The sequence below is a fragment of the Phaeodactylibacter luteus genome (assembly GCF_007993045.1).
GTDB classification, from domain to species: Bacteria; Bacteroidota; Bacteroidia; order Chitinophagales; family Saprospiraceae; genus Phaeodactylibacter; species Phaeodactylibacter luteus.
This window is the reverse complement of record NZ_VOOR01000031.1, coordinates 20,795-43,595: the sequence shown is the minus strand read 5'-3', so window position 1 is coordinate 43,595 and position 22,801 is coordinate 20,795. Positions and strand designations below refer to the sequence as shown.

At 55.6% G+C, this 22,801-nt stretch carries 18 protein-coding genes; 9 read left to right on the top strand and 9 right to left on the bottom strand.

Annotated features, from left to right (window positions below):
* Nucleotides 1–39: 39 nt before the first annotated feature.
* On the bottom strand, nucleotides 40–1,632 hold the full coding sequence (locus tag FRY97_RS14485) for a glycerol-3-phosphate dehydrogenase/oxidase (RefSeq protein ID WP_147168269.1): 1,593 nt from the start codon (nucleotides 1,630–1,632) through the stop codon (nucleotides 40–42).
* A gap of 116 nt (nucleotides 1,633–1,748) precedes the next feature.
* On the opposite strand from FRY97_RS14485, the gene FRY97_RS14480 reads away from it, so the two are divergent.
* From FRY97_RS14480 to FRY97_RS14465, 4 genes are all read left to right on the top strand, one after another.
* A complete protein-coding gene (locus FRY97_RS14480; protein WP_147168268.1) occupies nucleotides 1,749–2,519 on the top strand; it encodes a DeoR/GlpR family DNA-binding transcription regulator in 771 nt (256 codons plus the stop codon).
* A gap of 407 nt (nucleotides 2,520–2,926) precedes the next feature.
* Nucleotides 2,927–4,693 carry a patatin-like phospholipase family protein gene (locus tag FRY97_RS14475; protein WP_147168267.1) on the top strand — a complete coding sequence of 589 codons (1,767 nt, stop codon included), beginning with the start codon at nucleotides 2,927–2,929 and terminating at the stop codon, nucleotides 4,691–4,693.
* A 37-nt stretch (nucleotides 4,694–4,730) separates the two neighbouring features.
* The gene (locus FRY97_RS14470; protein ID WP_147168266.1) at nucleotides 4,731–5,663 is read left to right on the top strand and encodes a nucleoside hydrolase; all 933 of its coding nucleotides are present in this window, start codon (nucleotides 4,731–4,733) and stop codon (nucleotides 5,661–5,663) included.
* A gap of 139 nt (nucleotides 5,664–5,802) precedes the next feature.
* Entirely contained in the window at nucleotides 5,803–6,492 is a 690-nt protein-coding gene (locus FRY97_RS14465) for a hypothetical protein (RefSeq protein ID WP_147168265.1), read from the top strand.
* A gap of 289 nt (nucleotides 6,493–6,781) precedes the next feature.
* On the opposite strand, the gene FRY97_RS14460 is transcribed toward FRY97_RS14465, so the two are convergent.
* From FRY97_RS14460 to FRY97_RS14430, 7 genes are all read right to left on the bottom strand, one after another.
* Nucleotides 6,782–8,629, bottom strand: a complete 1,848-nt coding sequence (locus tag FRY97_RS14460; RefSeq protein WP_170254658.1) for a T9SS type A sorting domain-containing protein — start codon at nucleotides 8,627–8,629, stop codon at nucleotides 6,782–6,784.
* Nucleotides 8,630–8,680: 51 nt separating this feature from the next.
* Nucleotides 8,681–11,161 carry a T9SS type A sorting domain-containing protein gene (locus tag FRY97_RS14455; protein ID WP_147168263.1) on the bottom strand — a complete coding sequence of 827 codons (2,481 nt, stop codon included), beginning with the start codon at nucleotides 11,159–11,161 and terminating at the stop codon, nucleotides 8,681–8,683.
* 474 nt (nucleotides 11,162–11,635) lie between these two features.
* The gene (locus tag FRY97_RS14450; RefSeq protein WP_147168262.1) at nucleotides 11,636–12,631 is read right to left on the bottom strand and encodes a bifunctional heptose 7-phosphate kinase/heptose 1-phosphate adenyltransferase; all 996 of its coding nucleotides are present in this window, start codon (nucleotides 12,629–12,631) and stop codon (nucleotides 11,636–11,638) included.
* A 21-nt stretch (nucleotides 12,632–12,652) separates the two neighbouring features.
* Nucleotides 12,653–13,909 (bottom strand): arginine deiminase family protein, encoded by a 1,257-nt coding sequence (locus tag FRY97_RS14445; RefSeq protein WP_147168261.1) that lies wholly within the window; start codon nucleotides 13,907–13,909, stop codon nucleotides 12,653–12,655.
* Nucleotides 13,910–13,940: 31 nt separating this feature from the next.
* Nucleotides 13,941–15,083 carry an NAD(P)/FAD-dependent oxidoreductase gene (locus FRY97_RS14440; protein WP_147168260.1) on the bottom strand — a complete coding sequence of 381 codons (1,143 nt, stop codon included), beginning with the start codon at nucleotides 15,081–15,083 and terminating at the stop codon, nucleotides 13,941–13,943.
* A complete protein-coding gene (locus tag FRY97_RS14435; protein ID WP_147168259.1) occupies nucleotides 15,080–16,009 on the bottom strand; it encodes an aldo/keto reductase in 930 nt (309 codons plus the stop codon). The genes FRY97_RS14440 and FRY97_RS14435 overlap by 4 nt, the downstream gene beginning before the upstream one ends.
* Nucleotides 16,006–16,725: a glycosyltransferase gene (locus FRY97_RS14430; protein ID WP_147168258.1), complete on the bottom strand. Its 720-nt coding sequence runs from the start codon at nucleotides 16,723–16,725 to the stop codon at nucleotides 16,006–16,008. Before FRY97_RS14430 ends, FRY97_RS14435 begins: the two co-directional genes overlap by 4 nt.
* Before the next feature lie 153 nt (nucleotides 16,726–16,878).
* Between FRY97_RS14430 and FRY97_RS14425 the strand changes: the two genes are divergently transcribed.
* The 5 genes from FRY97_RS14425 (at nucleotide 16,879) to FRY97_RS14405 (ending at nucleotide 21,226) form a co-directional block, all read left to right on the top strand.
* A complete protein-coding gene (locus FRY97_RS14425) occupies nucleotides 16,879–17,910 on the top strand; it encodes a hypothetical protein (RefSeq protein WP_170254657.1) in 1,032 nt (343 codons plus the stop codon).
* Between the two features lie 176 nt (nucleotides 17,911–18,086).
* A complete protein-coding gene (locus FRY97_RS14420) occupies nucleotides 18,087–18,611 on the top strand; it encodes a hypothetical protein (protein ID WP_147168257.1) in 525 nt (174 codons plus the stop codon).
* A 203-nt stretch (nucleotides 18,612–18,814) separates the two neighbouring features.
* Nucleotides 18,815–20,005, top strand: coding sequence for a glutamate-5-semialdehyde dehydrogenase (locus FRY97_RS14415; protein ID WP_147168256.1), 1,191 nt, complete (start codon nucleotides 18,815–18,817; stop codon nucleotides 20,003–20,005).
* A 32-nt stretch (nucleotides 20,006–20,037) separates the two neighbouring features.
* Nucleotides 20,038–20,826 carry a glutamate 5-kinase gene (gene proB, locus FRY97_RS14410; RefSeq protein ID WP_170254656.1) on the top strand — a complete coding sequence of 263 codons (789 nt, stop codon included), beginning with the start codon at nucleotides 20,038–20,040 and terminating at the stop codon, nucleotides 20,824–20,826.
* Nucleotides 20,813–21,226: a gamma-glutamylcyclotransferase family protein gene (locus FRY97_RS14405; protein ID WP_170254655.1), complete on the top strand. Its 414-nt coding sequence runs from the start codon at nucleotides 20,813–20,815 to the stop codon at nucleotides 21,224–21,226. The genes proB and FRY97_RS14405 overlap by 14 nt, the downstream gene beginning before the upstream one ends.
* A 155-nt stretch (nucleotides 21,227–21,381) precedes the next feature.
* Here the strand turns inward: FRY97_RS14405 and FRY97_RS14400 are convergent, their stop codons facing one another.
* Complete coding sequence (locus tag FRY97_RS14400; RefSeq protein WP_147168253.1) at nucleotides 21,382–22,281, bottom strand: MBL fold metallo-hydrolase; 900 nt, start codon at nucleotides 22,279–22,281, stop codon at nucleotides 21,382–21,384.
* Nucleotides 22,282–22,801 lie beyond the last annotated feature (520 nt).

Genomic DNA, 22,801 nt, shown 5'->3' with positions numbered 1-22,801 from the left:
TAGCGGCAGGCCCGCTTTGGCGATAGCAAAATAATCAGATCAGCTGGTTTTGCCCCTCCCATTTAGCTGATAAGCGGCTGCGGTCTGGGCAAAGCTGAGGACTTCCTGTTCTTCCCATACAGGCCCTTGGCCCTGCTCCTCTGCCAGCCAGCGGGCTACTTTAGGTGCAGCAGATAGCGCGGCAGCCGCGTCGAGGAACAGCAGGCGGGTGCGCCGGGCTAGTACATCTTCTACCCGCATGGCCATCTCGTGACGGGCCATCCATACCACTTCTGCTTTGGTATACGGGTAGCCATGCGCAAGCAGTTGGGCTCCATCCTGCAGGGCTTTAGACAAGGCCTTGATCTGTGCTGCATCGCTGCCATAAACCGCCCAGTGCCCATCAGGCACGCGGCCATCTCCGGTTGTGTGCCCATGTATAGCACGGCTGGCAGATTGGCTGCCTGCGGCTCCATTCCAGCCCCGCTCTTGGATGATGCGGTCGATGGTATCTTCCCCCATTTGCCGGAAGGTGGTCCACTTGCCGCCTATGAGAGAGAACAGCCCGCTCTCTGAAAGGGTGATCTTGTGGCTGCGGGAGATTTCTTTGGTAGAAGCGCCTTCTGCTTTCGGCGCAGCCAACGGGCGCAGCCCTGCAAAGACAGCTTTTACATCAGAGCGCTTAGGCGGGCGCACGAGGTACTGTGCGCAGGTGTCCAGAATGAACCTGATCTCCTTTTCCAGTGCTTCTGGCTCCAGGCTGGGCTGCTCCACCAAGGTATCGGTAGTGCCCACAATGAGCTGGCCATGCCACGGTATGCCAAACAGTACACGCCCGTCAGAAGTCTGTGGTATCATAAGGGCTTGCTGGCCGCCAAGGAAGCTAAGGTCTAGGGTAAGGTGGATGCCCTGGCTCGGCACAATGCTTTTCCGGGCGCTAGGCTGGTCCATCCGCAGCACTTGGTCTGCAAATACTCCAGTAGCATTGACAATGGCTTTGCCCCTTACCTCGAACGGCTGCCCGCTCAGCTCATCCGTAGCCCGGCAGCCGGTGACTTGGCCATCAGCATCTTTCAGCAGTGCTGACACACTGGCATAGTTGAGGAGGCATCCGCCCATCTCGTCGCAAGTCTGAGCCACATTGATGGCGAGCCGGGCATCATCGAACTGCCCGTCATAGTATTTTACGCCCCCTTTTAGCCCTTTGGGGTTGACATTGGGGAGCTGTTCTAAGGTGGCTTTCCGGGAGAGGAGGGTAGAACGGCCGATCCGGAGCTTGCCGGCCATGAGATCGTATATTTTTAGCCCCAGCCCGTATTTGATCTGCCCCCATAAGGAGTACAGCGGGATGATGAAAGCTTGCCGGCGCGATACATGCGGGGCGTTTTTCATGATCCGTCCTCGCTCGCGCAGGGCTTCCAAGACGAGCTGTACGTCCCCCTGCGCCAGGTAGCGCACCCCGCCATGCAAGAGTTTGGTACTCCGGCTGGAAGTGCCTTTCGCAAAATCATGCTTTTCCAGCAGCAGCACGGAGAGCCCCCTCGACAGCCCGTCGAGCGCAATGCCCAGCCCTGAAGCCCCACCGCCGATCACAACGATATCCCATTCTATATTGCCATCTTGGGCTTTCGATATGTTTTTATTTCTGTCCATTTGTTTCTAATTGAAGTGTAAAAGTATTAAAAAGGTAAATAAAAGAAAGTGATTAGGGTTTAAATTTTCCTTTTTTATCGGGTGTTGCTATATTGGCGGCACAAAAAAGTAATAGCATGCGGATAGCAGAGCGGCACCGGTACATCACAGAGAAGCTACATTCGGCAGGGGCGGTAAGCGTGGCATCGCTTGCAGAAGAGATGGGCGTGAGCGTTGTGACGGTGCGCAAAGACCTTCAGCTGCTGGAAGAGCAGGGGCTGCTGTTGCGCTCCCACGGTGGGGCTTCCCTGCCTTCGGCTTTCGTCAATGACCGGCCGATAGCAGAAAAACAGGATGTCAGAGCGGAGGAGAAGCGGCTGATCGCACAGGCAGCAGCGGGCCTGCTCCAACCGGACGAAGCCATTATCATTGGTTCAGGTACTACGGTGGATGCTTTCGCACGGGCCCTGCCAAGGAGCTTCAGGGGCACGGTGCTCACTGCAGCCCTGAACGTAGCCGGGGCTTTGGCTGCACATCCTGCCCTAGAGCTGGTCCTCTTGGGGGGGGTGGTCCGGAAAAGCGCAGCGTCTGCTGTAGGGCCCTATGCCGAAGATATGCTGCGGCATTTTGCCTGCAACCGCCTCTTTTTAAGCGTAGATGGCATCAGCCCTGATTTTGGGCTGACGACTTCCAATATGATGGAAGCCCACCTCAATGCTCAGATGTGCCGGGCTGCACAGCAGGTAGTGGTACTTGCAGATGCTTCCAAATTCGGCAAAAAAGGCTTTGGCCGCATTTGTGGCCTGCCCGAAGTGGACCTCATCGTCACCGATGCGGCTTTGCCTGAGCTTTATCAGGAAGCAGTGGAGGCTGCGGGCGTCAAGTTATTGATGGTGGGCAAAACCTGACCTAGTGCCTCAAGCCATCAATCCTTGCCACCCCAAGTTTCGTTCTTTTCCGCCTACTCTTCGTTAAAGAACCACTCCTTTAGCTCGGGCTAAAGTCGCGAACCTTCGCCTTGATTAGCCGGAAAACAACTTCAACTTAAGTATCAGAGATTTATGACTTAAGGCACTAGCGTTTAGCTCAGCACATATTATTTTTTATCTTTATCGGCCCGCAACGCCCGTGCTGTCATGGCTCGAGGCGCAGCCTAAAGGAGGCGGCAATAGCAGCCCCGGCCTCAAGCTGGGCTGCCCTTGGCATTAGCCTTCTTAGAGCGGTCCGGTTCCTTCCTTGCAAACTTAGCTCCTGCCAATTGTACTGTGCTTGCAGTACCGTAGCCTTCTTTGTTCACTTCTACAAAAGTACTTTCATGCAAGGGTATAAAACCTATCGGCATCACTTCCGGCGCTTATTCGGAGAACTGGAAGAGGTCGTTTTACAGCACATTTTTGAGACGGGAGCCCCCATAGCCCTCAAAGCTGGCGAATATTTGTTTCGGGAAGGGCAGCGGCAGCGCACTTTCTATATTGTCGTGAGCGGGCGTTTGCGCGCAGTACGGCAAGTGGACGGGCAGCCGCGCATTTTGGGCGACATCGGCGAGGGAGAGCCCGTAGGCGAGTTCGCGCTCTTCACGGAGGAGCCCCGTATGGCAGATGTCCTTGCTATCCGGGAATCAGCCGTCCTGGCTTTTTCTTACGAAGACTACGAAGCGCTGATTGCCCGTCAGCCTGCCTTGGCGACAGCAATGGCCAACTTTGTGATCAAACGGCTGCGCCGCAATACCTTCGAGCAGCACAAATCTTCTCCGCCCCGCAACATCGCGCTCTTGCAGCTCTCCGAGAGCAGGCACCTCGGTCAGTTTATCGCGGAGGTGGAAGAGGCTATGGGCCCTTTGCAGGTGCCGATCAGGGTTTGGGCAGCCGGCAGCCTTGATGGCCGGGCCGGGCTTGGGCAGTTGGAGGCCGAGCCTGGCCTCAATATTTTGGTATGCCGGCCAGATGAGGAGGCCTGGGCGCAACAGTGTATTTTGTATGCCGACCTGATCGTTTGCGCTGCTGATTTTGCTGGGGAGGCAGCATTGACCCCAACCGAGCGGGCTTTTCGTTTGTATGAGCAAGGCGTGCTCCACAAGCCCGTTTACCTCCTGTTGCTGCACGGCTCGGGAACCGTACGGCCAGCAAATACCCGCCGTTGGCTGAAGCCCCGCAAGGTAGACCTACATATTCATGCCCGCCCAGGGGATGGGAGGGACATAAGGCGGTTTTGCCGCATCATTTCCCACCGTGCAGTAGGGCTGGTACTTGGCGGTGGCGGCGCCAAGGGGTATGCACATCAGGGGGTAGCAGAGGCCCTGTTCGAGTCCGGGATCGAGGTGGATTTTCTGGGCGGTACAAGTGCCGGGGCGGTACATGGGATGGCGCTTTCGCATACCGATTTTGATTTTCAGAAAATGAAGGCCATCAGTGCTGAATCTGCTAAGAGCAAGCTGACTTCCAACGACTTTGCCCTGCCGATGGTATCAATGATGACAGGCAGGAAGGTGAAGGGGTTTATACAGCGGGTTTTCGGGGATGCCCATGTAGAAGACTTATGGGTGAATTCTTATTGTGTATCTACCAATTTTTCCAAAGCCCGCCCGGAGATACACGAGCAGGGGCTGTTGTGGAAGCAGGTGCAGGCGAGTATTGCGATCCCTGGCATATTCCCGCCGGTGGTCATCAATCAGTATTTGCATGTCGACGGGGCGGTAATGGACAATGTGCCTATCGAGCCCATGTACCGTTACCCGGTGGGGCACATCATTGCGGTATCCCTCTCTGGGCTGAGCGAGCGCAAAGCCAATTACGAGGAGCCGCCTTCTTCTTGGCGCATTCTTTGGGATAAGACCCGTGGCCGGCGCAAGATAAAAATCCCAGGTTTGGCTTCTTTGATCATCAATTCCCTCATGCTCAATAGTCTACAGCGCCAGGAGCAGAACAAGTCTAAGGCTTCGTTATACTTGGAGCTGGACCTCAAGGGCATAGGTTTTCTGGATGACCGGAAGTGGCAGGAAATCCGGGAGCGGGGCTATCAGCAGACCAAAGCCTACCTGAAAGCGCTTAGTGGGGAGGCCCGGTTTTGGGAGCAGGCCGGCTGATGCCCGGATTTTCCTGTATCTTTCCTGTCAAAAGGCTATGAGGATTTTGTTGTGTGTGTGGCTTTGGGCCTTGGGAGGGGCAACGCTTGCCGCTCAGCCCTACATCCTGGATGCGGATACTGGCAATGAAATGGACGATTGGGCCGCTATTGCCTATTTGCTCGGCCCCGGAGGGCTGGATGTCGCGGCTTTGCAGTCTGCCCATTACAGCACGCCGCACCTCCTTTTTGTCGAAAAATGGAACGGCCTGCCTACCGACAGCCTGCCGACCGTGGCCATCAGCCAATATTGGAATGAGCGGATTTTGGCAGCTTGTGGGAAGTTCGGCCTCCCTGCCCTGCGCGGCTGTACCCGGCCGGCCGGCCCGCCTTGGGGCTATGAATCGCCCTTGCCGCTACAATCTGCGCCTGCTGTCCGTTACCTCATAGATCAGGCTTGGAAGGCTCCGGAGGGGGAGAAGCTGAACATCATCTGTACGGGCCCAACGACCAATGTGGCCATGGCGATAGCTGCTGCCCCGGAACTGGCCGCACGCATTAGGGTCTACCTTTTGGGCGGGCACTATGATGCCAAGAGCCAGGCCTGGAACAAAAATGAGTTCAACATCCGTAATGACCTCAATGCATTTGATTTTCTGCTAGAGCAGGAAGCGCTCGAGCTCTGGATCATGCCGGCGAATGTGGCCGGCAAGGTACGTGTGAGCCGTGAAGGCTTTTTCGGGGCCTTGGAAGAAAGCCGGCCGGCTTTGGCTGAGCTGCTCCGATGGCGGTGGCGAAGCGTGGGCGCAGGAGCTGATTGGGTAATGTGGGATGTAGCTTTGGCCGGTGCCATTAAGCAGCCGGAATGGGCGGTATGGAAGAAAGCCAGGGTGCCGCCGGAGAACGGCCGCCGGAAGGTCTGGGTGTGTATGGCTATCAAAGAGGAAAGGATTGCAGCGGATTTTCTTTTTACCCTCAGCCAATGGCGCTAACTTGTGTGGCAGGCAAAAAAAAAGGTACCCCGGCTGAGGTACCTGCATAAACTATAAACAAACAAAAAACATTAGCGATTCATAAAACTGCATGCCTAACAGTACGTTTGTAAAAGGGTTCAAAAAATTTTGAAAAATTATGCAGCAGGAAAATAAGACGAACTTTAGCCCCTGGAAAATTGGCCTGATCGTCGTTGGCATCATCCTTTTGCTCCGGTTTGCAGGCCCGCTGCGCTTCATGCTGCTGACGCTTGTCTTGCTGGGGGGCGTAGGGTTCCTGATTTTCCTCGTGTATGAAGTGCTGCGGCAGCAGCGGCTGAAAAAATCTCGGGGCGGCGATGTGCCTGCTGAAGTGGCAGAGCGGATGCAAGAAGTGGATCAGCATATCCGGCAGTACAGTGAGCAGCTGAAGGCTATCAAAGGTAACATAAGGGAGCTGAGGCGAGAGCTGCGGGACGAGGGCGCTTTGAATATCAAGAATAGGACAGATGCCCAATATCTCATCCGCGAATTTGAAGCGGAATATGAATTGGGGCAGGCCAAGGTTTCTTTCTACCGTACTGCCCGGCACAAATTGGAGCGCCTGCTGCACAATCATCAGTTGTCTCGCACGCTGGCACAAAAAGAGGCAGAGCTCAGAAAGCTTAAAGAACAGCGGTATGAAGAGCTGGCGGACATGGAGGCGCTGCGCTCTGATATGGAGCTAGAGGCGCTTTACCTCGATACCATAGATCAGCTGGCGCTAAAGGTCCCGGATAATTTGTCTTTGGACCATGTGCGGGAGCTGCAAACTCAGCTGGAAGAAATGACAAAGGGGCTGGAGGGTTAGGGCATCAACCGGAATGCCACAGGCGTTCTAGCCTATCGGGTTCAGGCAGGGCCGGGCTAGCGCTGCGGAAGGGTGGGAAGCCCGATAGGGCCGAGCGGATAGCGAGCCCTGTAGCATAGCGCCCCCTGCTGTGAGGCAGGGGGAGCCCCCATCTTATCAGGAAGGGCAAAAAAACAGCAATCTGGTTTTAATTCGGTGTTTTCAGCTGTTCTCTTGAAATGACAAAAGCCCCGGAGCGCTTTACGCCCGGGGCTTTTGTATGGCCAAGCTTTTTGGCTGGCATCAGGGGTTAGTGCTGCACTACGACAGGCTTGGTGCTGACCCCTTCGCTGGTCTGCAGGCGCAGGAAGTACTGGCCAGCAGGCAGTGCGGATACATCAAAACGTACCGTTTCTTGCTGCAGCGTGCCGAGGTCACGGGTCTCCACGATCTGGCCTTTTACGTTCATCAGGCTGACTACTGCTTGGCTGGCAGGGGCTTCAAGGTCGAAGGTTGCCCAGAACTGCTCGTTGGCAGGTGTTGGGTGTACCTTGACCGCACCTTCAGGAAGCAGGTTCTCACGTGTGCTGACTTCAGAGTCGCCAATTGAGAGGCGTACAACAGGCACGTTGTCAAACCCGAAGCCGTTGAGGCTGAAATCGCCTACGTTGCTCACGTCAAGAGCTACATAAGGGACCGCTTTGTTCTCCACAGAGTCTTGGTAGAACTGAGTCGCATTGTAGTCGATGCTGGTAGTGGTATTCAGGAACAGCTCGGTATCGTCATCTTCTGGCGCGAACTGTACGGCTACGATGTAGTAGGTATCGTCCTTCAGCTCAGGGAAGTTGTTGTCGATGTCGATAGGCACCGTAACGAGGCCTTCTTCTTCTCCAGTGATGGTGTAGAAGTTGAAGGCGATAGGGCCTTCATACTCCCCTGCGTTGGCCTGCCCGTCAAGGTCAGCATCGCCGCCCCATTCGTAAAGCAGAACGGAAACGTTTTGCCCAGGCAGGTCTTCCGGGTTGCTGATGCCGAAGGTCACGTAGCGTGCGAACAGCCCGTCGCCGTTAGGCACATAGTAGATGTTGCCGTAGGTGAAGTCGTTGTCATCTGCTGGGCGGGTACCGCCAAGCGATTCGCCATTGTCGCGGCTGAAGAGCGTATCAGAAACCACAAACTGGAATTCCTGCACGTTGTCTGCCGGCACGGCGTCGTCTTCGCTGAGGGTAAGGGTATAATTGCCGATATAAGCGTTAGGCTCCATGGCAGGAGAGAATTCCGTAGCAAAGAATACGTTTTCGGCTACAGAGTCAGGAGCTACACTTGCGTAAGTCACCTGGTCAGAGAACACCTCGCCATTGGCATCGCTGATGCTGACGTCAAGGGTTACATTCTGCTGTGTCATAGCACCGCGGTTCTGTATGTCGGCGATAAAGCCAAAAGGAGTGACTTGGGAAGCAGGGGTCACTGCGTTAGGGGCTACCGCAAAGAAAGAGTTGACGCGCATATCGTTAGCTGGGCGGGGGTCGCCATCATAAACGACGATATCGTCGAGGTTCCAGTTGTACTCAAAGCTGCCAGTCCACTGCCATTGGATCAGGACATCGCTCTGCCCTGCCGCTGCGTCAGAGATATTGATGACCACTTCTTCTGGGTTTTCAGACCAACGCTCGCTGGTCGTCAGCCCTGGGAAAATGGTGTAGTTGGTCCAGTTGGTGCCCCCATCTGCGCTCACCCTCAAGATGGCGTTGTCGTCTGCGCCAAAGGTAAACACGCCGATGTGCGTTTGGAACTCTATCCATACGGCAGCAGCAGCCGAGAAGTCCTGAGAGGCGATGGTCAGCTCGCTAGTGTGTGTGATGTTGCCCGCTGCGTCAGAGTCTACCGTTACAAAGCCGTTGGTAGCGGTAGCAGAAGCGAAAGGCATTTGCTGGTTGATGGCATCTCCCCAGACTGCAGGGCAGCCATCGCCCTGGCCTGTTGCCGGGTCGTTGCACCAAGTCCAGATCGCTCCGTTGTTTGAGGTGTCTTCGTTGCCCCAGTCAGCGGGGATGCCATTGGCGAAATCTTCTGAGAGGATCACGTTCTGAGCCTGTGCTGCACCGGCGGTAAGGCCAGCGGCGAGCAGTGCTCCGAATAGTTTTGTAGATAACTTCATATACATGGTTTGATTAAATGATTGTGTTTTTGGGTAAAGGTGGCTCGATGGTTAAGGCTGTGCGACCAAAAAGCGGGTGGTTGCGAGGCCTGAGTGCCAGTATAGAGCGGCCGTATAATAGCCTGCTGCCCAATTTTGAACGTCAAATGTAACAGGTTTGTGCTGAATTCCATCAACTTTTTCTTTTAATACCAGCCTGCCCAATGCGTCTTTCACAATTAATTCCCCCTGTTGTGGGGCCAGGCCATCGAAATCAATGCTGACTTGTTTTGTTGCAGGGTTGGGCCAGGCTATCAGGGTTGCGGCTTCCGCCAACCCATTGCGGCTGCTATTGATGATGGGGGAGTCGCCAATGTGCAAGCGGATGGTGGGCACGATGTCGTACCCAAAGCCTAATAGGCTGAACACGCCCGTATTGCCAACATCCAGCACACTAGCGTATTGGGGTACGCCTCCGCTACCGAGGCTGGCAGATAGGGTAGCGGTATAGTCTATGGTATCGCTGGCGAGGAGGAAAAGGGGAGGGCCGGTCAAGTCGTTGTACCTCACACAAGCCAGATAATAGGTATTGTCTTTAAGCGGTACCCCTTCTCCTTCAAAAGAGGCCGGGAGTATGATCTGTTCCCCGCTCTCTGTGCCGTTGAAGGCATAAAGGTTGATCGCGATTTCCTCCAGCTCTTCCGGGCCGGCAAAGCCATCGCCGTTCAGATCGCCTTGCCATTCGTAGAGCAGGGTGTTGACCGTGCGGCCGTTATTGGCCAGAGCGCCAGCATTGCTCACTCCAAAAGATAGGTGCTGGGCATAAAACCCCGCTCCCTCGGGCACAAAAAAGCAGTTGCCGTAGGTGTAATCAAATGCGGAGTTGGGCGCAACATCCCTAGTGAAACCGAACTCTTTGGCGAAGGTGCCGCTCGACACTTCCATCGACCAGCCCACGGTATTGTCTTCTGGGCGCTCATCGGGCTCCTGATGTGCTATCTGGTATTGGCCTCTGTACCGCCCTTCTAGCCCGAAGGTGCTGGGGGAGAGGGCGGCGGGGAAAACTACATTCTCAAAAAGGGCATCGACCTCCAGGCTGGGCAGGCCCGAGAGTTCAAGGTAGGCCATGGGCGCACCGGTGGGCTCGGCGTACAAATAAAAAGATTGTACCGGGCTATGGGCGGGCTGTGCGCCAATGTTTTGCACATCGGCCTGTAGGGGAAGGGGCATCAGTTGGCTTTCGGGGGTAATGGCATTGGGGGCGCGGGCGAAGAAGTTGGCGTTTGTCCTTAGGTCGTTGTCCGGGCGCAGCTCTAGCGCGATGTCGTCCAGTGCCCAGAAGAAGAAGTCGCCGGCCCAGGTGAACTTGATGCGGAAGGCGCTGCTGCCCGCTGCCCCGGGTATAGGGAAACGTTCGCGGCTGTCCAAAGGCGGGATTTCATTGCGGTTGATGCTGGTGATGGAAGTCAGATAGGGGTTGACGGCCTCCGGGCTGCTCCAGGTCTGCCCTCCATCGGTACTGTAGGAGAAGGAATTGATAAACCGCGCACCTTCATTGGAGACTGGGGCATCAGGTGCGGTATTGCCGAGCCAGGCCAACTGATGGAAGGAAAGGGCGAGTGGGGTGGTGACCCCGCTGAGGTCTATCGGGGGGGAAACCAGCTCGCAAAGGTAGAATTCTTGGCCCGGGGTATCGCCGCCGGTGGTGTAGAAGTCTGCATGGAAGGTCATGGCCCCATCTGCTGCGGTAGGGGAATGAATGAAAAAGTAGGGCCCGAAGTCAGAGACTACCGCCCCAAGGCCCAGGCTTACATCGCCCCCTGCAGACCAGGCCCAGGTGGAGTCGCCGCCCGACAGCGGCAGCACTTGGCTTGTCCATCCGGAAGCCCCCCCGGCAAAGGGCTCAAAAAAAATGGCGCTATCGGGCGCAGCAGGGTTGCTAGCCGTAAGTGTTATGTCATCTATGAGCCAGGCGAACTCCCGGTTGGCGGCCCATTCCCACTCTAAGGTGACTTCCGCTTCGCCAGCGGCAATAGGGCTGATGTCGAGGGTGACCAGGTAAGCGCCATAGCCGAGGGCAGGCAAGGGGGCGATTTGCTGATCGGCCTGTGTGAGCATGGGGAAGGGCTGGAATACCTGGCTGCCATTTGGGGTCGTGACCCGGACTATGGCCTTCGCGGCGGCGGGCTCGTTGTCTGTGGCGATGGCGGTATAGAATTGCAGAAAGACCTGTGAGCGTTCACTGCAATCGACTGCGGCGGAGCTCAGCCGGCTGATGTGCCCTTCTCCGGGCAGCAGCCCAGCACCATCGGAGTCGAGCCAGAGGAAGCCATTGCCTGAGGAGGGGGATTGGAATTGCTGCAAGGGGCTCTCCGCAGGCAGGCAAGCGTCAAATTGTGGGCAATAGGCCCAGAAGACGCCCTGCCCGGCCGCATCGGCAGTAGACCATCCATCTGGGAAGCCATTGGAAAAGTCGGCCGCCCAGAACGGCAGGGCTGCATTCAGCCATCCAACAGATGCGCAAAGGGCAAATACGGTGGTGCTCCATTTCATAATTCAGTAGATAGGGTATGAAGAGGTAGAAATCTTTATCCAATAACTTAGGCGATATCATTTGCAAACGCAAGCCCGGATGCGGACTTGGCAATTTGGCAAACCAAAAAAGCCTAGTAGGCTTAAGTCATAAATCTCTGATACTTAAGTTGAAGTTATTTTCCGGCTAATCAAGGCGAAGGTTCGCGGCTTTAGCCCGAGCTAAAGGAGCGGTCCTTTAACGAAGAGTAGGCGGAAAAGAACGAAACTTGGGGTGTCAAGTATTTATGGCTTGAGGCACTATAGGCATTGGGGCGGCTGGCTCTTTTGCCGGTGCCGGACAAGCGATGCGGAGGGGTGTCAAGCCCGTCAGGGCCGAGCGGGCAGCGAGCCCCGTAGCGTAGCGGCCCGTGCCGTCAGGCAGGGGTGGCCCCATAAAAGTAAGCACCAGGCTGGGTCGGGCAAGCGCTTAGCCTGTAGGGGCAACACAGCCGATCAGAGGCGCCCCTTTTCGCCGAGCAGGCGGTATTCTTTTTCCAATTGTTCCCGGTCGACGGGCACTACCCCTACTTTTTCGCAGACCTGCCCTCCGGCAAGGTTGGCCAGCTGTGCAATCTCTTGGAGCGGCAGTTTCAATGCCAGCCCCAGGCCAGCTACGGCAAAAACGGTATCTCCGGCACCACAGACATCTGTTATGGAGCGGGGGTGGGTCGGCAATGTCTGCCCCTGCCCCTGCTCATTAAGGTAAACCCCTTTTTCGCTGAGGGTGATGATGGTAAAAGGGTTGCCTAGTTTGCTGCGGATGTGTGCGGCCGCCCGGTCTAAGGAGGCAGGGCTGTGGTCTACCGGAAAAGGGGCTTGAGCCCGAATTTCCTTCAGGTTGGGCTTGAACAGGGTGACGTGCTTGTACGCCCAGAAGTTGTCGAATTTGGGGTCAACTGCAGTGGGCAGGTCCCGTTTTACGGCTTCCAGGGTGATCGCATTGATGACCTCGTAGGACAGCACGCCTTTGTTGTAGTCCTGAAAGAGGATAGCGTCAATAGCTTTGGCTTCGAGGATGCTGCGCACAGCCGTCAACAGCTGCTCTGCCTCTGTGGTGCTCAGGGGGTGTGTATCTTCTGTATCTACCCTGAGCAGGTGCTGACTGCCGGCCAGTATGCGGGTCTTGACGGTAGTGCGGCGTTGGGCAGAGCGGACGAGCCCACGGGTAGAGAGCTGCTGCTCAGGCATGAGGGCTTCGAGCTTGGCGGCATCAGCATCTTGCCCAATGACGGTGCACAGGTAGGGCTTGGCGCCCAGTGCTGCAATATTGAGCGCCACATTGGCTGCGCCCCCGAGGCGGTCGTCCCGCTGATGGAGCCGGACAACCGGCACCGGGGCTTCCGGGGAGATGCGGTCGGCCGAGCCCGTAAGGTAGCGGTCGATCATTACATCTCCTACAATTAGGATTTTCAGTCCCCGGAACGCTTTGAAGGTGTCGCTGATACTCATGTGCGCAAAAAGGTTTATGGTTTACCCCCGTTCAATAGGGCAGGTCATACAGTGGGAGCCACCGCGGGCCCTCGAAAGCTCGTTGCTCGGCAAGGTGATGATGGTGTTCTCCACCTCTTCAGGCTTGAGGGAGCCATCTTTGAAAGCCTGCAGCAGCGTGTGGGCATGAATGATCTGGTAACCGGCTTTTCGGAAAGCTTTTTCGGTATAGGGGTTGCGGTCGTAGGTCAGGGCTACCCCTGGCTTGATGGCTACAAGGTTGCAGCCGTCGGTCCACTGCTCCCGGTCTTGATAGGGCGATTCGCCTTCCCCGCTGAGGATGAACGTCATATTGGGGCTGATCTCAGAAAGGAAAAACTCCTTGATCGAAGGGTATTGGCGGGTAGCTCCGCTTTGCGCAAAGACCTCCACGTAAGAGCCCAGCCCGTCGAGCACGATAGGTTTGAAGGCGACCACATGGTGATGGTTGATCTGCGTGAAGATGGTATCGATGTGCATATAGCTGCGGTCGGTAGGGATGTTGACCTGCACGACATGCTTGACCACGCCTTTCTCGAAAAGGACATCGCGCAGGCTGCGGATAGCATGAGCGGTAGTACGCTCACTACAGCCGATGAGGAGGTAGTCCTGATTGATGATCATCACGTCGCCGCCTTCGATACTGACCATTTCCCTTTTGGGGGAAGGAGGGAAATGCTCTACGTTGTTGAGGTTGATGATGCGGCCGGCTTTGCCCAGTTCCCGGAAGATGGGGTGGGCCCAAAAGATGAAGCGCGTCAGGAAGTTTTCGCGAAAGCGGGCTTCTTTGGCGGCTTTGGTAATGATGACGTGGCCATTGACGGTCACTGCGATATCGCGGGTGAAAATGAAGTTGGGGATGGGGTCGAAGAGGATGAGGTCTTTTTCCGCAAGGTAGCCGGTGACGAGGGTCTCGGTAAGGGCCCTATTGTCCAAGGGGATGAGGAGGTCGCCATAAGACTGTGGCAGTTCTTCGTAGTCGATGATTTTAGCGATCATTTCCAGCTTGTCCCCTTCGTCGGCTTCGAGGGCTTCATACAGGAGCTGCTCGATTTCCAGGACGTTGCCTGCCCCTAGGAAGTGGGCAAGGACTTCGGTAAACACGTCATGCTCTTCCTGCATCTGTGGCAGGTAGACAATATCGTCGAACAGCAGCTCTTCTGCCCGTTTGGGGGAAATGCGCGCGATGCCTTCGTCAGGCCGGTGAACGATGACCCGTTTCAGGGCACCGATTTCAGAGGAGACGGATACTTTGGCCATGTGGTTAGGGTTTTTTGGCTATACAGTCTATTTAGATAGCCAAGACTTTTTCGATTTCGTAAATGGAGTTGATTTTGCCAGCAAATATGCAATAAAAAGGCGGATTTTCTAGGAGGAGAGCAATCTCGGTGGGCCGCCCATCGTCAATGAAATTGGCTTTTAGCTTAGATTTGACGGTATACATGGAGGTCATGTACTGAAAGGCCACTTGGCTGCTGAAGTAATGCCGGATCTGCCCCAGCATTTTCTGGTAATTGCTCTTTGGCCGGGCCGGGCAAGCGTTGCAGACTGAAAGCGCGCCCGGCCTGCAGTCTGGGTTCTGCGCCTGGCAGTCGAAGGCCGGCAGGTTGTTGTACGACACTTTATGGTGGGTGTAGGCTACGCTCGATAGCGAGAGCAGGCCAGATTTGCCGTAAGGCATGATAGACCCAAAAGGCCCGTCCATAACGGTCAGCCCGATATCTCTGATTTGGGGCGAGCTGACAAAAGCCATCTCTGAGATTTCGTGCATCAGGTCGATGTCCCTCGCCCCGAAGGTGCGGTTGATCAGATTGCTCCCGGCATAGGTCGCGTTGACCACTTGCGCTGCATGGATCAGGTAAGGGGCACCCCCTTTGGGCGACAGCTCAACTTCCCACCCTGTGCTGTAGGCTTCTGCCCGCTGTACCTCGGTAGACATTGCAGCCTTCACCTTTGGGGCGCTTTTCAGCTGCTCCCGGTAATAGTTGGCGATCAATATGGGGTCGAAGGTGTACTCGGTGGTGGCGTAGAGGGCTTCCAAACGGTGGAAGTTGAAGTAAGGGTGTTCCCGCACGCGTTCGCACCGTATGCCTATGAAGGCACAGAAGCGCTCGAACTGTGCAGCATCCGTAAAGGAGCCGAAGCGGTCAATGGCGTAGTATTTCTCGAACTCGAAGTTGATGAAATCTTTATGGTCTTGGGTGAAACGGGCTTTATTGTCATCAGACATCAGTGCGGTAGCCACGCTGCGGGGGTAGTGGTAGCCACTGTGCAGCCTGGCCTGATTGACGATGGAGGCTTTTTTGAGCAGTTCTTTCTCCCTTTCTACAAGCAGGACCCTCATCCCCTTGCGGGAAAGGTACAGGGCAGCGTAAATCCCGAAGATGCCGCCGCCTACTACGAGGAAGTCGTACTGTTCGGGCGCTGCCTTCATGGTGTTGAGGATTGGGCGATCTGGCGCAATTGCTGGTATAACCCGGAATAATCATGGGTTTGTAGCGCACGGGCAAAGTCAAGAGAAGCATCGAGCTGTCCAGTGCTAGAAGGGCCGATCAGGATGCCGCCCATATCAGGGCTATGCCAGGCGTAGGCCATACCACAGTGGTTCATGGTCTGTACAGCAGGGCGGCCCTTCACGGTATTGGCTTCTGCAATAGCTTGCCGCAGGCGCTGCACGATGGGCTCGGCAGTTTTAGGGCTGCCGCCTCTGGCCGTGAGCGAGCTGCCCGGGCCATAGTCGGCTACATTGAGCTTGAGCCCGCCGGCATTGACCCCATAGGCAATAAACCGGGGCCGGCCATGGAAGGGGGTGTAGCGGTTGTAATCAGAGTGGAGGAGGTTGTGCTTGATCTGAATGCGGAACGCCAGCCCTTTTTCCTCTCCAAGAGCAGCGTAGTGCTCCGGGTGCTGTATGCCAGAGAGCCCTACCTCAGCCCCCATGTCGTTCATCAGTTTTAGGGCATTGATGGTGTGGGCGATGGCAGCCCGGCTGTCGCGGTTGTCCCAATGCACCATCATAGTGTGCAGGTTGTCCCCAAAAGCATTGCGGTACTCATCGAATAGTATGAGGAGGAAGCTCATGCTGAGGTTGTGGTCTGGGGTGCGCATATTGTTGAGGCTTCCGACCTTCATCATGATGCGGAGGTCTTCCACGCCGTGCGCTTTGGCCCATTCGAGCAGGATTTGTTCCGCTTTGCGGAAATCTTCCGGTTTTTTGTTGATGGGGTAATTGGTAGCGGCATCCACAGCCCGCCCGCCTCTTTGGTAGAACCGGTCGAGGAGGGCAAAGGCGTTCTCCCTAGAGGTGGTCCAGCCCCACATGGCCGTGCCAAGGATGAGCTCAGGGGTGTTTAAGGTCATGGTTGTTTCTTTTTCAATGCGATCATAGCGTTGATGTAGCGTTTGGCGAGGGGCAAGATTTCAACCCGGCTGCTGCTCACGTCGTCCGTCCATGTTACGGGCAGCTCGAAGATGCGCTTGCCCAGCCATTCGGCAGTTGTCAGCAGCTCTGTGGAGAAAAACCAGCCATCGTTTTGGGCGCCCGCCTCGTAGAGGTCTTGGAAAATATCCCGTTTGAGCCATTTGAAGCCGCACATGCCGTCGGAGAATTTCACCCCGAGGTAAGCCTTGAGCAGCAAATTGAAGCCCCGGCTGGCCACTTCCCTTTTGAAAGGGCGGTTGATCACTCTAGACTTGGGGTGGAGGCGGGAAGCGTAGACCAGCTCGTAGCCGCCTTCCGTCAAGGCTTGGAAGGCTTCCAGGAAATGGGGCAGGCCGGTAGCGAGGTCCAGGTCCATATAACCGACGATATCGGCTGTGGATTGAGACCAGGAGGTTTTAAGGGCCAGCCCAACGCCTTTGCGCGGCACTTTCAGGAAAACGACTTCCGTCAAGGCTTCGGCCAGTTCTTTCCCGAGCAAAGGGGTGCGGTCGGCCGAGCCGTTGTCAGCAATGACGATGCGCCATTGGCCGGGCGTAGGGAAGTGCAGTTGGAGGAACTGGTGCAGGGTGCGCACCTGCTGCTGCAGGGTGGCTTCTTCGTTCAGCACAGGTATGGTTACGTCGAAGGTCGTCATGGCTCTTTGGTTGGCTCCGGGCGAAGATAATGCCCGGCGCTTGAAATGGGGAAAGAAGAAGGCTTTTCTTTGAGGGCGCAGCCGGTTGTACAGCCCGGCTAAAATTGTTTTCTTTGTGTGCCGGGCATTCCGGATAACCGAATTGAATTTTTCATGGACCAACTGAATAATGCGCCCAAGCGCAAGCCTTTTTGGAAGCGGCCAGAAGGCGTGACCGGTGCTGTCTTTTTAGGTGCCCTCATTCTAGGCGGGGGCTATCTCTTTGCCAGTGCGCTGCCCGTGCTAATCGATCTAGCCCAAAATACACTCTACCTGGCGGGCATGCTGGCGGTGCTGGCAGCCATCGTTTATATGGTGCTCGACCCCCGGATGCGCAACCTCGTGGGGTATATGTACCGCAGCATCATGCGCTGGATCACCGGCTTGTTTGTGGAGCTTGACCCCATTGGCATACTCAAGAACTATGTGAGCGACCTCAAGGGCAAGGTGCTGAAAATGGAAAAGCAGATCAACATCCTCCGCGGGCAAATGCACAAGCTGCAGGAGCTTATCCACAACAATAAAAAGGAGATACATGCCAACTTGCAGCTGGCCAGCAAAGCCAAAGCGAGCAACAAACAGACGGTGATGATCTTGAAGTCTAGAAAGGCCGGCAGGTTGAAAGAGTCTAATGTCCGCTTGGAAGACCTCTACAAAAAAATGGAAGTCTTGTACCGGGTACTGACTAAAATGCATGAGAACTCCCTCATCCTGGCTGAAGATATTCAGGATCAGGTGATGATAAAGGAGCAAGAGCGCAAAGCGATACACGCCAGCCACGGAGCCATGAACAGTGCTATGAGCATCATCTCAGGAGACCCCGACAGGCGGGCGATGTTCGACGCTGCCATGGAAGCCATTACGGACGATGTGGCCAATAAGGTAGGGGAGATGGACCGCTTCATGGAGCTGTCTTCCAATTTTATGAACAGCATAGACCTCCAGAACGGGATTTTCGAGGAGGAGGGCATGAAGATGCTGGAGCAGTGGGAAAAAGAAGGGACTTCCCTTATCCTTGGGGAGGAAAAGTACAGCCTTTTGTCCAAGGCAGAAAACGATGCGGAAGTACTGGACCTCAACGCGCCCCTGAAGCAGCCGGTCAGGGAAACTGGCCATAAGAACCAATACGACAGCTTTTTTGATTAGCCTTCCCTGGCCAAGGCTTTGGCAGGAGGGAGGACAACGGAGCGCAGGACAAAATTTGGCAAGAGCAGCCCGAAGGGTAAACCCCAACAAGCACTTGCTGTAGAACCGGCACCGGGATATACTTTCCCGGTGCCGGTTTGCGTTCTGCTCTCCTGTGTACTAAAAAGCGGCTCAATATGAAAATACTGTATGCCTTCTTGCTCCTGCTGAGCGCCCTTCCGGTTGCGGCCCAGTCTTATGATTCTGCCTTTGGCGTGCGTTTGGGCACAGATTGGGGGCTTACTTTCAAGCAGCGGCTGGCCAAGAAAACCACAGCAGAGCTGATTGCCCAAAGCAGCCTGCAACGGGAAGAGGTGCTGCTCACCCTCTTGGGGGAACAGCACATGCCTTTCCTTACCCGCCGCCTCAATCTGTACGCAGGTGGAGGGCTGCACAAAGGTTGGGGCTGGGAAGCGGCCGATGTGGAGGGCAGCCCCTACCGCAACCCTTTTGGGCTTACTTTTATTGGGGGCATAGAGCTCTCCCTTGGCCGCCTCAACTTGTCTTGGGACTTCAAGCCTGCAGTGAACCTGGTTGGGGGGGCGCGCACCTTTTACTCGCAAACGGGCATCTCCCTGCGCTACGTCGTCGTCAAGCGCAAATGGCTGAAAAGGGGCAACCGGGCTGGCCAAGGCGGCTGGCGCTTTTGGGAAAACTGGTAGCCCTCCTAAAAAATGATGGATTTTCCATTGTGCAGGCCCCGGTACCCCTATGCCCCACCACAGCAGCTGGCCTTTGTTTTAGGGCGGGGCAGCACACAGGGTTTTACGGCCTCACCCTTATAGCTGCCCCTTATGGCAGGGGGCACAAAAGGTTTATATTTGTGCCGTTCTGGCGATTGGGCCAGGACCAGAACAGGCACAATATGACGGATATCGGGAGCAAAAAGGATCAGGTGCTGAAGGCCCTGGCCCGTATAATTACAGCACAGGAGGAAGCTATTATTGCGGCCAACGCCAAAGACTTGGCCGCTTATAAGGGCGGGGACGAGTCGATGTTCGACCGCCTCAAGACTGGGCCGGAGAAGGTGAGGGGTATGGCCGAAGCCTGCTTGCAGACCGCAGCCCTGCCAGACCCTGTCGGGAGGGAGCTTTACCGTTTTGACCACCCCAATGGCATGCGGGTGGTCAATCAGACGGTCCCTTTTGGGAAAATCCTTATCATTTACGAATCCCGCCCCGATGTGACTATCGAAGCCGCGGCCACTGCTTTCAAAGCAGGCAACCGGATCTGGCTCAAGGGGGGCAAGGAAGCCTTGAACACCAACTTGCTGCTTGCTGAATTTTGGCAGGAAGCCCTAGCGGCTCATGATGTCGGCCCCGGCTTTGTCAACTACCTGCAGTTGGACAGAGGGGCTACCCAACAGCTGATCCGGGAAAACCCACACCGCTTTGACTTGATCATCCCAAGGGGGGGGGAGCGCCTGATCAACTTTGTCAGGGAGCACAGCCAAATACCGGTCATCGTGAGCGGGCGGGGCAACAATTTCCTTTACGTAAGTGCTGCAGCCGACTATGGCATGGCACTCTCCATCATCCGCAACGGGAAGAGCCGCATCAGTGTCTGCAATGCCTTGGACAAAGTCCTTATCGACCGTTCATGGGAGGGCCTGGAGGGGAAACTGCAGCAATTACTGGGCGACTTGTCGGCTGCAGGGCTGGAAGTTGTAGCCGACGAAGCCGGATGGGCGGGCGCCCACCCGGCTGTGCAGCCTGTCCCGGAATCGGTGTATTACGAAGAGTTCCTTTCGCATAAAATTGTGCTCAAGGTAGTAGGCAGCATGGCAGAAGCCATAGCTATGATCAACAAGTACAGCGGAGGGCACAGTGCCAGCATCGTTTCTGATGATGAGCAGGAGGCCCGGTCCTTTTTAGAAGGGGCAGACTGCGCAGCGGTTTACCACAATGCATCTACCCGGTTCACAGATGGCGGGCAGCTCGGCATGGGGGCAGAGATTGCCATCAGCACCCAAAAGCTGCATGCAAGGGGGCCTGTCAGCACGGGGCAGCTGGTTTCAAACAAATGGATGGTTTATGGCAATGGGCAGGTCCGCTAAATGCACTTGTCTGCTTGTTGAAAGGACACAAAATGGAGCAAAAGCAAAAGCTAGTCATCAAAGTCGGAACTTCCACGCTTACCAAGGGCAGTAACCGCATCTCGTACGCTGTCATTGAGCAGCTGGCCCGTCAGATCTTGTCAGTAAGGGGAGCCTATGATGTCATCTTAGTAGCATCTGGCGCGATTGCCACCGCCCGGCAGTTTGCAGAAATACATCAGGTCTCCACAGCACAGATCGATTCCAAGCAGGCACTGGCCGCGATCGGGCAGCCTAAGCTGATCCGGATTTTCGACGAGGTTTTCGGCAGCTTGGGGCTTCAGGTAGCGCAGTGCCTATTGACTTATAGGGACTTTGACAATGATACCGCACGGGAGAATGTGAAAAATACCCTGCACAAGCTCTTGGAATTCGGCTATATCCCTATCATCAACGAGAATGATACGGTGGCGGTAGATGAAATCGTATTTGGCGACAACGATAAGCTTTCAGCCTATGTCGCGATCATCAGTGGGGCAGCTATTTTGATGCTCGTCACCGATATCGATGGCATTTATACCCAAAACCCGCACCTCCACCCCGAAGCCAGGCTCATTGAGCAGGTGGCAGAGGTAGAGCAGGTGAAGGCCTTCATTGAGGAGCGGGAGAATGGGCTGGGCACAGGTGGCATGACCTCCAAAGTGTATGCCGCCGAGCTCTGCCTCAGGCACGGGCTTGAGATGAGGATCGTCAATGGCAATCAGCCGGATTTTATCTCCGGGGCCCTTAACGGGCAGTTCCCTCACACCCGCTTCAATGGCAACCTGCATGAGCCAGCCTGAACACCTTTTTGTTTATGGGACGCTCCGTTCTGAAATTGGGGCAGGGCCAGCCCGCTACCTCCAGGAATGGGCAAGGTGTATTGGGCCGGGCCGGGCACAGGGCCAGCTTTACAGCGTTGGGGATTACCCTGGTATGCTGCCCGCATCTGCGGAAGATGAATGGGTCTGGGGAGAAGTATACCGGATAGAAGAAGCTGCTAGTTTGTACCGGCTGTTGGATGCTTATGAAGGGTGCGACGGTTCGTCTCCTGTTCCCCACGAGTACAGCAGGGGCTGCGTAGAAGTGGAGCTGGCCGGGGGGCGCCGCCTGATGGCAGCCTGTTATTGGTACGCTTGGCCTGTTATTGGGCTAGAGCGGATTGTCTCAGGCGACTATGTAGGGTGGAGGCAGCAAAAATAACCGCCACAGCTTGGGACTTTTCCCATGCAGTGGCGGCTGGACTAAGCGTTACTACAACATGAAGGTAAGCATTGCTGCTGTCCGATGCCAAGTAGAAATGATGTGAATTATGGGAATCCTCTTAAATCAGTAGTTTTTCCCCACCAGCGTGGGGCTTACAGGCCAGATGCCGCCTTTTTCTTCCAATACCTCAGCAGCCCCGCCACGCTCATCCAGCTGGGGTTGGCACTTTCGTACACTTCTAGCAGCTCCCCGCTCACGCCCTTGCCCTTTAGGCGGGCCGCAACAAAGGCTTGGAACCTTGGTGTGATGCTTGCGGGGTCGTGCTGTTGATCAAATTCGGGCTTTATCCATGCAGCCCATACATCCAGCTCTTTCTCCAGCTCGTCTAGGTGGGCAGGCAGGGCAGGCCCCGCAATGCGCCCGAAGTGGGTCAGGTAGACCTGAGCAAGTGGAAGGCTGCGCATCAGCTGTATGGAGGCTTTCCAGTCTTCGATGTTGATATCTGGCGGCGGGCAGGGGGGCACTACCGGCCCGCCCGCTATGGCCACACCGGCTACATCGCCGGCTATCAGGCTATCTGCTACTTGCCAAGCAATATGGTGCACTGCATGCCCTGGGGTGTGCCAGGATTTTATCAGCTGCCCGCCAATTTCAATGGCTTCCTCATGCTCCATGGCCCGTATCTGTTCCATAGGTATGCCTTTCATATCGCTCCACAACCGTTCCATGTCATCTCCATAAATCCGTGCGGCTGAGGCCATCAGTTTGCTGGGGTCGTGCAGATGGGCTGCCCCGAAAGGGTGCATATAGATGGTGGCGCCGGATTGGGCAAGCGCCCATGCTGCACCGGCATGGTCCAGATGGATATGGGTGATGAAAACATGTTTTACATCTCCGGGCTCATAGCCATGCCTGGCCAGCCCTTCTTCGAGCTGTCCAAAAGTAGCGTAGGGGCCTGTTTCGAAGAGGACGGGCCCGTTTGCTGTTTCCAACAAAAAAGCGGCTATGGCTTCAGGGTGCCCTAGGAATTTAAGATCAATCACTTTAATCATATTAAAATATATTTTACTCATTTAAAATTTTCCAGACATTTTATCCGTAATAATAGAAAAAAATTGAAGCAGATAGCCAGTTGGGCATAGGATACGAGCATATTTGAAGCTCGTTCCTATTGCAAATCAACGTTCCATGAACCTGGCGTCCTCACTAATTTTTCATTTAGCCCGCTAAGCTCAAATTTTGTGACTTCGCCTTGTGGCGCCGGCCCGAAAAACAAAATAATAGTTTCTGCCATACTTTCAAGGCTACAGCTCAGCCCTCAAACTTTAATTTTGGTTTTGCGCGAGCCTAGAGGGGAAAGCTCTCCATTTAACCTTGTAATGCCCCCTGGTGCATCCAGCCTGATGGGCGCAAACCCGGTTGTCGTTTTTTGCCTGCCCCTGTACAATGTGATGGGGCCTGCCCCTGCCGGATGGCAGGTGCCGCTATGCTGCGGGGCTCGCTATCCGCTCGGCCCTAGCGGGCTGGCCACCCCTCCGCAGCGCTAGGCCAATGCCAGCCGAAAGCCCGGAA

What these genes read in the sequence shown, in the direction of transcription:
- FRY97_RS14485 (WP_147168269.1), bottom strand. Translation starts at nt 1,632, where the DNA reads ATGGACAGAAATAAAAACATATCGAAAGCCCAAGATGGCAATATAGAA.
- FRY97_RS14480 (WP_147168268.1), top strand. Translation starts at nt 1,749, where the DNA reads ATGCGGATAGCAGAGCGGCACCGGTACATCACAGAGAAGCTACATTCG.
- FRY97_RS14475 (WP_147168267.1), top strand. Translation starts at nt 2,927, where the DNA reads ATGCAAGGGTATAAAACCTATCGGCATCACTTCCGGCGCTTATTCGGA.
- FRY97_RS14470 (WP_147168266.1), top strand. Translation starts at nt 4,731, where the DNA reads ATGAGGATTTTGTTGTGTGTGTGGCTTTGGGCCTTGGGAGGGGCAACG.
- FRY97_RS14465 (WP_147168265.1), top strand. Translation starts at nt 5,803, where the DNA reads ATGCAGCAGGAAAATAAGACGAACTTTAGCCCCTGGAAAATTGGCCTG.
- FRY97_RS14460 (WP_170254658.1), bottom strand. Translation starts at nt 8,629, where the DNA reads ATGAAGTTATCTACAAAACTATTCGGAGCACTGCTCGCCGCTGGCCTT.
- FRY97_RS14455 (WP_147168263.1), bottom strand. Translation starts at nt 11,161, where the DNA reads ATGAAATGGAGCACCACCGTATTTGCCCTTTGCGCATCTGTTGGATGG.
- FRY97_RS14450 (WP_147168262.1), bottom strand. Translation starts at nt 12,631, where the DNA reads ATGAGTATCAGCGACACCTTCAAAGCGTTCCGGGGACTGAAAATCCTA.
- FRY97_RS14445 (WP_147168261.1), bottom strand. Translation starts at nt 13,909, where the DNA reads ATGGCCAAAGTATCCGTCTCCTCTGAAATCGGTGCCCTGAAACGGGTC.
- FRY97_RS14440 (WP_147168260.1), bottom strand. Translation starts at nt 15,083, where the DNA reads ATGAAGGCAGCGCCCGAACAGTACGACTTCCTCGTAGTAGGCGGCGGC.
- FRY97_RS14435 (WP_147168259.1), bottom strand. Translation starts at nt 16,009, where the DNA reads ATGACCTTAAACACCCCTGAGCTCATCCTTGGCACGGCCATGTGGGGC.
- FRY97_RS14430 (WP_147168258.1), bottom strand. Translation starts at nt 16,725, where the DNA reads ATGACGACCTTCGACGTAACCATACCTGTGCTGAACGAAGAAGCCACC.
- FRY97_RS14425 (WP_170254657.1), top strand. Translation starts at nt 16,879, where the DNA reads ATGGACCAACTGAATAATGCGCCCAAGCGCAAGCCTTTTTGGAAGCGG.
- FRY97_RS14420 (WP_147168257.1), top strand. Translation starts at nt 18,087, where the DNA reads ATGAAAATACTGTATGCCTTCTTGCTCCTGCTGAGCGCCCTTCCGGTT.
- FRY97_RS14415 (WP_147168256.1), top strand. Translation starts at nt 18,815, where the DNA reads ATGACGGATATCGGGAGCAAAAAGGATCAGGTGCTGAAGGCCCTGGCC.
- proB (WP_170254656.1), top strand. Translation starts at nt 20,038, where the DNA reads ATGGAGCAAAAGCAAAAGCTAGTCATCAAAGTCGGAACTTCCACGCTT.
- FRY97_RS14405 (WP_170254655.1), top strand. Translation starts at nt 20,813, where the DNA reads ATGAGCCAGCCTGAACACCTTTTTGTTTATGGGACGCTCCGTTCTGAA.
- FRY97_RS14400 (WP_147168253.1), bottom strand. Translation starts at nt 22,281, where the DNA reads ATGATTAAAGTGATTGATCTTAAATTCCTAGGGCACCCTGAAGCCATA.